Origin of the sequence: Actinosynnema sp. NPDC023658 (assembly GCF_040639995.1) — a bacterium.
In the GTDB taxonomy this organism is placed as follows: Bacteria; Actinomycetota; Actinomycetes; order Mycobacteriales; family Pseudonocardiaceae; genus Actinosynnema.
The window spans coordinates 1-8,048 of sequence record NZ_JBFAAX010000259.1 but is presented as its reverse complement, the minus strand read 5'-3'; the positions used below and the strand labels follow the sequence as shown (position 1 = coordinate 8,048).

Annotated in this window: 8 protein-coding genes; 5 read left to right on the top strand and 3 right to left on the bottom strand. The window is 73.4% G+C overall.

Features of this window, described 5'->3' with window-relative positions:
• Window positions 1-741 (bottom strand): hypothetical protein (locus tag AB0G02_RS22945; protein ID WP_360797513.1); only part of this gene is annotated, 741 nt, incomplete at its 3' end.
• Between the two features lie 115 nt (window positions 742-856).
• Window positions 857-2,005: an ATP-binding protein gene (locus AB0G02_RS22940; protein ID WP_360797512.1), complete on the bottom strand. Its 1,149-nt coding sequence runs from the start codon at window positions 2,003-2,005 to the stop codon at window positions 857-859.
• Between the two features lie 573 nt (window positions 2,006-2,578).
• Between AB0G02_RS22940 and AB0G02_RS22935 the strand changes: the two genes are divergently transcribed.
• Genes AB0G02_RS22935 through AB0G02_RS22925 form a run of 3 tightly spaced genes read left to right on the top strand, consistent with a single transcriptional unit; the run spans window position 2,579 to window position 5,661 of the window.
• Window positions 2,579-4,021: a serine hydrolase domain-containing protein gene (locus tag AB0G02_RS22935; RefSeq protein WP_360797511.1), complete on the top strand. Its 1,443-nt coding sequence runs from the start codon at window positions 2,579-2,581 to the stop codon at window positions 4,019-4,021.
• A gap of 24 nt (window positions 4,022-4,045) precedes the next feature.
• The gene (locus AB0G02_RS22930) at window positions 4,046-5,014 is read left to right on the top strand and encodes a histidine kinase (RefSeq protein WP_360797510.1); all 969 of its coding nucleotides are present in this window, start codon (window positions 4,046-4,048) and stop codon (window positions 5,012-5,014) included.
• Entirely contained in the window at window positions 5,011-5,661 is a 651-nt protein-coding gene (locus AB0G02_RS22925) for a response regulator transcription factor (protein ID WP_360797509.1), read from the top strand. The genes AB0G02_RS22930 and AB0G02_RS22925 overlap by 4 nt, the downstream gene beginning before the upstream one ends.
• Here AB0G02_RS22925 and AB0G02_RS22920 read toward each other — a convergent pair.
• The gene (locus tag AB0G02_RS22920) at window positions 5,637-6,347 is read right to left on the bottom strand and encodes a MerR family transcriptional regulator (protein ID WP_360797508.1); all 711 of its coding nucleotides are present in this window, start codon (window positions 6,345-6,347) and stop codon (window positions 5,637-5,639) included. The two genes, AB0G02_RS22925 and AB0G02_RS22920, sit on opposite strands and share 25 nt — an antisense overlap.
• A 105-nt stretch (window positions 6,348-6,452) precedes the next feature.
• Here AB0G02_RS22920 and AB0G02_RS22915 point away from each other — a divergent pair, with 105 nt between their 5' ends.
• A complete protein-coding gene (locus AB0G02_RS22915; protein WP_360797507.1) occupies window positions 6,453-7,355 on the top strand; it encodes an ABC transporter ATP-binding protein in 903 nt (300 codons plus the stop codon).
• Window positions 7,352-8,048 (top strand): ABC transporter permease (locus AB0G02_RS22910; protein WP_360797506.1); only part of this gene is annotated, 697 nt, incomplete at its 3' end. The genes AB0G02_RS22915 and AB0G02_RS22910, both read left to right, overlap by 4 nt.

The window sequence follows — 8,048 nt, the reverse complement described above, 5'->3', positions numbered from 1 at the left end:
CTCGTGCACCACCGGGTCCGGCACGTCGTCGTTCTCCGCGAACAACCGGCGCAACTGCGTGGCCGCGAGCGCGCACCGCCGCCGGGTGTCGTCGGCCCGCGGGTCCAGCACACCGTCAGCGAGGTCCGCGAGCAGCGGCAGCGTCGCCCCGAGCTGCCCGGCGAACCCGGCCCGCAAGTCCTGCTCCCACTGCTCGGCCAACGCCGTGCGCGTCGCAGCGCGCTCCTGCTCGGCGGCGACCTCCGCGGCCTGGCGCGCGCTGCGCACCAGGAACCGGGACATCGCCAGGACACCGAGCTGGAAGCTGGTCACGCTCAGCACGACCACACCCGCACCACCGACCGCGGCCCGGTCCGGCGTCCCGTCGAGCAGCCACTGGCCGACGCTGAGCACGACGTGCAGGGCCTGCGCGGCGAGCAGCGCCGGGACGCGGTCCAGCAGCAACAGCAGCAGGTGCCACCCGACCAGCCCGTACGACCAGTGCGCCGGACCGAAGTGCGCGTGCGGCGGCAACGCCCCCGTGGCCACCGAGGACGCCAGCAACACCGCCACCACACCACCCACCACCACGGTCGGCGGCAACGGCTTGCGCCGCACCACCCACACCGCGCACAACACCGTCACCAAGGCCGTCACGGCGAACGCGACCCGAGCCGCCGGGTGGTGGTCGTACGAGAGCAGGGGCGCGAGCCCCAACCCCACCTGCACCACCGCCGCCACACCGAGCAGCACCAACCTCATGCTCGCGAACACCTGCGCCCCGCCGTCCACCTCTCCGCTCTCGGCCTCTCCGCCTTCAGCCTCCTCGCCGTCAGTCGTTCGGGCATCAGTCGCTCCGGCGTGGACCATTCCGACATCAGTCACAGGGCCACTCCAACCGCACCACCGTCCGCCCCGGCCGGGACGTCACCCGAGCACATCCCCCGACCGCCGCCATCCGCTCGACCACCGAACCGCGCAACCCCCGCCGGTGCTCGGACACCGCATCCACGTCGAACCCCCGTCCCGCATCCGCCACCACCACCCGGACCCCGCCACCGACCGCGCGCACGGACAACTCCGCCACCCCCGTCCCCGCGTGCCGCTCGACGTTGCTCAACACTTCCCGCACCGCGCGGACCAGGGCCAACGCCACGGAAGCCGGCACGAGCACCCCCTCCCACCGTGCGTCGACGTCCACCGGACTGCGCTCCACCACCACCCTGAGTGCCGCCCCGACCTCCACCGGGCTGTCGTTCACGGTCGCGCGGATCTGCTCGACGTTCCCCTGCCTGCCACTCGCGGCCTCGGAGACCGGACCGTCGGCCGCCTCCCCGTCCCCGGCCACACTCGACGCGCCGGTGAGCAGATCGAGGTCCCGGCGCGCGTACCCGGCAACCTCGGCCGGATCGGCCTGGTGCCCGTGCACCGCGACCATCAGGAACGTCGCCGACGCCGTGTCGTGCAACAACGCCAGGTACTCGCGCTCCCGCGCCCGCCGCGCCACCGCCACCGCCTCGGCCCGCTCCAACGCCGCACGCGTCGCACGCAACTCATCCACCCGCCGCGACGACCGGCGCACCAGCCCGAACGCCAACCGGGCCAGCACGCACTCGATCACCACCCGCAACACCACCGTGCCGTCCCAACCGACCGCCATCAGGTGCACGGCCAGCAGCAAGGCGGTGGTCGGCACGGCGACCTCCAACGGCCACTCCCACTGCACCGTGATCGCGGTGATGGTCAGCACGTTGAGCGTCCACTGCCCAGCCCCGCCCACCTGCCCCTGGACCGCGCACAACGCCACCACCCGCACAACGGCCAACCCGAGCGCAACCCGCGGCCCCCCGAAGTCCGCCACCGCGCCCACCAGCATGAGGCCGAACAACCCCAGCCCGAGCGGCAGCGCATGGGTCGGCACGGCCAGCACACCGAACGCGCTGATCAGCGTGACGCTGACCCCGCGGACCGGCCCGGCGAACCGCGCGACCCCGGCCAGCAGCTCCGACTCCACGCGACCTGCCATGCGGCGACCCTAACCGCGCGCTCCGCCCGTGCGGCTACCTCGACTACGCGCTCCGGCCGCGCGATCCAGCCATGCGCGATCCAGCCATGCGCGATCCAGCCATGCGCGATCCAGCCATGCGCGATCCAGCCATGCGGCGAGCCCGACCGCTCGCTCCGCCCGCCCAACTGACCTGACCCCACGCTCCGCCTGTCCAGCGGACCTCACCGCACGCTCCGGCCGCGTGGCGAGCCGCGACCGCGCGGTCCAGCCACGCGGCGGGCCTGACCGCTCGCTTCGGTTGTCCAGTGGGCCTGGCTGCACGATTCGCGATTCGCGGTGCGCGGTGCGCGGTGCGCGGTGCGCGGTGCGCGGTGTGGGCACATGACTCCTCGCCGCCGGGCCGACCGTTTTTCTCCGGCTAACGGAAGAAATGCGGTTGGGGTTGGCTGTGGTTGCACGGTTCGTCGGTTTAGGTGAATTCCATTGGATGTGTGGAGGGTGGGAGGCGAGGTGACCCCTTACTTTCGTCAAAGGTGGTCCTCGCCTGCGGCACGATGTTTGGGGACGCCGACGGTTCATACGGTCACCGGCATGAGGATCACATTGATCGGCGCGGTGGTGGTGGCGGTGGCGTTGTGCGGTTCGGTTGGGGTGACTGGCCAAGCCGCCCAAGCCGCCCAGGCCGCCCAGGCCACCCATGCCGAGCCGACGTCGGCTGCCATTGACGACTACCTCCGCGAAGTCCTGCACGACACCGGGTTGCCGGGGTTGTCCGTCGTCGTCACGCACGACGACCGCGTCGTCCACGCCGCCGGCTACGGCGAGAGCTCCGACGGCACGCCGGTCACCGCGGACACACCCATGCGGATCGCGTCGGTCAGCAAGTCGTTCACCGCCATGGCCGTCATGACGCTCGTGGAGGACGGCCGGATCGCGCTCGACCGACCGGTGGCCGACCAACTGCCCGGCTTCACCATGGCCGACCCGCGGGCCGGGGCGGTGACGGTTCGGCACCTGCTCAACCAGACGTCCGGCTTCTCCGACACCACGATCGACGTGACGGCGCTCGAATCGGCCACCTCGCTGGCGGAGTACACCTCCGGCCTGGCGCCGGGCACCCTGGCCGCCGACCCGGGCACCCACTACGAGTACTGCAACGTCAACTACGACCTGGCCGCACGCCTGGTGGAGGTGGCGAGCGGCCGGTCGTTCGACGAGTACCTGCGGGAGCGGGTGTTCCGGCCCCTCGGCATGACGCGCAGCGCGGCGTCGGCACGGGTGGTCCAGCCGGCCGACGGCTACAACTCGGTGTTCGGGGCCTGGATCAGCCGACCCGAGCTGCCCGGCTTCCTCGACTCCAGCGGCGGGGGCGGCGTCATCACCACCGCCGCCGACATGGGCCGGTGGCTGATCAGCCAGAACGGCGACGGCGTGCAGCTCGTGTCACCCGAGGGGCTGCGGACGATGCACACGTCGTCCACGGTCGACGAGTACGCGATGGGCTGGATCCCCGAGGGCGGCACGCTGCTGCACTCCGGCAACCTGTTCACCTACACGGCCGTGCAGGGGATCGTGCCCGGGACCGGCTACGGGTTCGCGGTGCTGGCCAACAGCGCGTCGTTGCAGGACGACACGTACGACGTCCTCAACGGCCTGATCGCGTTGAGCGAGGGACGGCAGCCGGAATCCCTCGGCGGTACGCGGCAGCTGTTGGAGCTGGGGCTGGGCCTCGTCACGGTGGCCGCCGTCGCGCTGGGCGTGCTCGGCGTGCGGCGGTCGGCGCGGTGGGCGCGGCGTCGTGCGGGGGCGTCCCCGTGGCGGGTGGGGGTGCGGTTCGTGCCGCTGCTCCTGCCGGCGGTGGCGTTCACGGCCTACCCCGACCTGATCTCGGTGCTGACGAACGGCCGGACGGTCACGTGGGAGCAGCTCACCTACTTCGCCGCGCCGTTGACGATCGCGGCGCTCGTGGTGGCACTGGCCGGGGTGGCGACCGCGGTCGCACGCCTGCTGCGGTTGCGCACGACAGTCCACTGAGGAGCGGTGGGTAGGGTTCGGGCCATGCGGAACGGCGCGGTGCTGGCGGTCGTCGCGCTCGCGGGGCTGGCCAACGGCGTGGGCACGGACGTCCTGCCGGCGTGGCGGCAGTCGTCGTACGTGGTGCTCGCGGTGGTGGCGTACCTGGTCGGCAGGAATCTGCCGGTGCGCCGCGGCGAGCTGGTGGTGGGCGCGGTGGCGGCGGCCGGGCTGGTGATCGCGGCGGTGCGGGTGTGGGAGGGCGTCGGCGCGTTGGCGAGCCTCGGCCTGTGCGTGGTGCTGCCGTGGCTCGCCGGTCGGTTCCGGCGGCAGCAGGCCGAGCTGGTCGAGGCGGGACGGGAGCGGATCGTGCAGCTGGAACGGGCGCAGCGGCTCGTGGCGGACCGCGCGCGACTGCGCGAGCGGGCCCGGATCGCGGCGGACATGCACGACTCGCTCGGGCACGAGCTGGCGTTGATCGCGCTGCGCGCCGGCGCGTTGGAGCTGACCGCGGCCACCGAGCAGGACCGCCGGGCCGCGGCCGGGCTGCGCGAGTCGGCGGTGACGGCCACCGACCGGCTGCGGCACACCGTCGGCGTGCTGCGCGAGCACGGCGGCACGCCGGTCGAACCGCCCGACGAGTCCGTGGAGGCGTTGGTGGAACGGGCGGCGCGGGCCGGTCTGCCCGTCGTCTTCGACCGGACCGGCCACACGACGCCGCTGCCGCCGCTGGTGGACCGCGCCGTGCACCGGGTCGTGCAGGAGGCCTTGACCAACGCCGCCCGGCACGCGCCCGGCGCGTCCGTGACCGTGCGGGTGGCACAGGCGGCAGGGGAAGTGGAGGTGACGGTGGTGAACGAAGTCCCGCTCGACACCGACGGGGAGTCCGGCGAAGGCAGCGGGTTGGCGGGCTTGGCGGAACGGGTCGGGTTGCTCGGCGGCACGGTGAGCGCGGGCGCGGCGGACGGCCGGTTCACCGTCGAGGCGCGGTTGCCGCTGCGAGGTGGCGCGTGATCCGGGTCCTGCTCGCTGACGACGAGGCGATGGTCCGCGCGGGCGTGCGGGCGATCCTGGAGACCGACCCCGGCATCGAGGTCGTCGCGGAGGCCGCGGACGGGCGTGCCGCGGTCGAGCTGGCGCAAGAGCACCGGCCGGACGTGGTGCTGCTGGACATCCGGATGCCCCGCCTGGACGGCCTGGGCGCCGCCGTCGAACTGCGCCGGGTCGTGCCGGAGGTCGCGGTGGTGGTGCTGACGACGTTCGACGAGGACGAGTACGTGGCGCGGGCGTTGGACGAGGGCGCCGACGGGTTCCTGCTCAAGGCCGCCGACCCGAGGGAGCTGCTGATCGGCGTGCGGGCGGTGGCCGGGGGCGCGGCGTACCTGTCGCCGAAGATCGCCCAGCGCGTCGTGGCGGACCTGCGCGGTGGTCGCCTGGGCCGCCACGACGACGCCCGCAGGCGGGTCGCCGGCCTGACGTCCCGCGAGCGCGAGGTGTTGGCGCTGGTGGGGGAGGGCCTGTCCAACCAGGAGATCGCGCGACGCCTGGCCGTGGTCGAGGGCACGGTGAAGGCGCACGTCAGCGCGATCCTGCAACGCCTGGGCGTGGGGAACCGGGTGCAGGCGGCGATCCTGGCCTACGAGGCGGGGTTGACCAGGTAGTCGTGCAGGGCGCTGCCGGCGGCCAGCATCGCCAGCGCCCGGCGGCCCAGCTCCGCCTCCCTCGCCGTGATGGCGGCGCGCAACGCGTCCGCGCCGCCGGAGCTGCGGAACTCGTCCATGATCGGCTTGATCGTCGGCAGCGGGTAGCGGCTCTGCCTCAGCGTGGCCACCAGGCGCGCGTCGCGGACGTCGGTCGGGCCGTAGCGGCGGTGGCCGTCGGTGTCGCGCCCCGGCAGCAGCAGGCCCGCCGCCTCCCACACGCGCAGCGCGGACGGCCGCACGCCCAGCCGCCCGGCCACGTCGCCCACCCGCAGCCCGCCGCGCGGCACGGTGTCCGGCGGCTGCCCGGTGGCCGGTTCCCGGGCGACCGCTTCCAGCGCCGCCGCCGTCGCCCGCAACGCCAGGCGCTGCTCGTGCGCCGCCGCGTGCTCGGCGTCCACCCGTTCCAGCGCCACCTCGGGCGTGCCGGCGTGGATCGCGCGCATTATGGCCTTGGCGGCGTCCCACCCGTACCCCCGACCCAGCGCCCGGTACGTCGTCAACGCCTGCCGGTGCCGTTCGTCGAACACGCGGTAGCCCGCCGGGGACCGCGTCGCCGGCGGCAGCACGCCGGCGGCGAGGTAGTTGCGCACCTGCTGCGCCGAGATGCCCGCCGCGCGGGCGAGGTCCACCGGCCGAAGCGCCACGACGATCCCCCACGGGTTCAACGGGAATTTGAGGGTTGTCCGGTACCCGTGCCGGACAACTCCGCGAAAGCTTAAACAGGGTACTTCAACGATACGGTTGAAGGCATGAAAACCGGTGACAACCAGCGGGAACCGTCGGTGGTGCACGCGCGGGGACTGCGCATGAGCTACGGCTCGACCGAGGTGTTGAAGGGCGTGGACCTCACCGTCGAACCGGGCGAGGTGGTGGCGCTGCTGGGCCCCAACGGCGCGGGCAAGACGACGACGATCGAGATCCTGGAGGGCTTCCGCAAGCGTTCCGACGGCGAGGTCCGGGTGCTCGGGGTGGACCCGGACGACGGTGACGAGGCGTGGCGGGCCAGGTTGGGCGTGGTGCTCCAGTCGTGGCGGGACCACGGCCGGTGGCGGGTGCGCGAGCTGCTGTCCTACCTCGGCCTGTTCTACGGGCCTTACCGCGAGGAGGTGTTCGACCCCGACGAGCTGCTCGGCCTCGTCGGGCTGACCGACCACGCGGACCGGCGGGTCGGCACCCTGTCCGGCGGTCAGCGGCGGCGGCTGGACGTCGCGGTCGGCCTGGTCGGACGTCCCGACCTGCTGTTCCTGGACGAGCCGACGGTCGGCTTCGACCCGGAGGCGCGGCGCGGGTTCCACGAGCTGGTGCGCCGCCTGACCGGCACGGCGATCCTGCTCACCACCCACGACCTCGCCGAGGCCGAGAAGCTCGCGGACCGGATCGTCGTCCTGGTGTCCGGCCGGGTGGTCGCGGACGGCACGGCGGCGGAGCTGGCCGCGCGGATCGCGGGCGAGGCGGAGGTGAGGTACCGGCTGGACGGGGTCGAGCACGTCCTGTCCGTGGCCGACTCCACCGCCTACGTGCGGGAGCTGTTCGCCCGGCACGGCGAGGCGGTGGACGACCTGGAGGTGCGCCGCGCCAACCTGGAGGACGTGTACCTGGCGCTGGTGCGCGAGTCCGAGTCGGCCCGCGAGTCCGAGCTGGTGACCGCGTGAACCCCCGGGTGGTGGCCGTGCGCGCGGGCCTGCGGCGCGGTCGGATCGAGTTCACCCAGGCCATGACCAACGTGGGCGAGCTGATCGGCTGGCTGTGGCTGCCGGTCGTCGCGCTGATCGCGATGTTCGCGTTCGGTGACGGCGCGGTGCCCGGCCTGGACTTCCCGGTCGGCGCGCGGGCGGTGCCCGGCATCCTCGCGATGAACGTCGTCTTCACCGGCCTGATGGGGTTGGCGCTGGCGCTGACCATGGACCGCGAGGACGGCACGCTGCTGCGGGCCAAGGCGACGCCGAACGGCCTGCTCGCCTACGTCGTGGGCCGGGTGCTGGGCAAGGCGGGGATGACGGTCGCGGTGCTCGCGCTCGTCGTGGTGCCCGCGCTGCTGCTGTTCGACGGCCTGGCGACCGACCGGGTGTCGACGTGGGTGGTGCTGGTATGGGTGCTGGCGCTGGGGTTGCTCGCGGTCCTGCCGATCGGCGCGGTCGTGGGCGCGGTGTTCGGCAACACCCAGAGCCTCGGCTTCGTCACCCTGCTGATCATGGGCCTGGTGGCGGTGTCGGGCGTGTTCTACCCGATCACCGCGCTGCCCGGCTGGTTGCAGTGGATCGGCCAGGCGTTCCCGCTGTACTGGCTGGGGCTGGGCCTGCGCTCGGCCCTGCTGCCGGACGCGGTGGCCGCGGCCGAGATCGGCG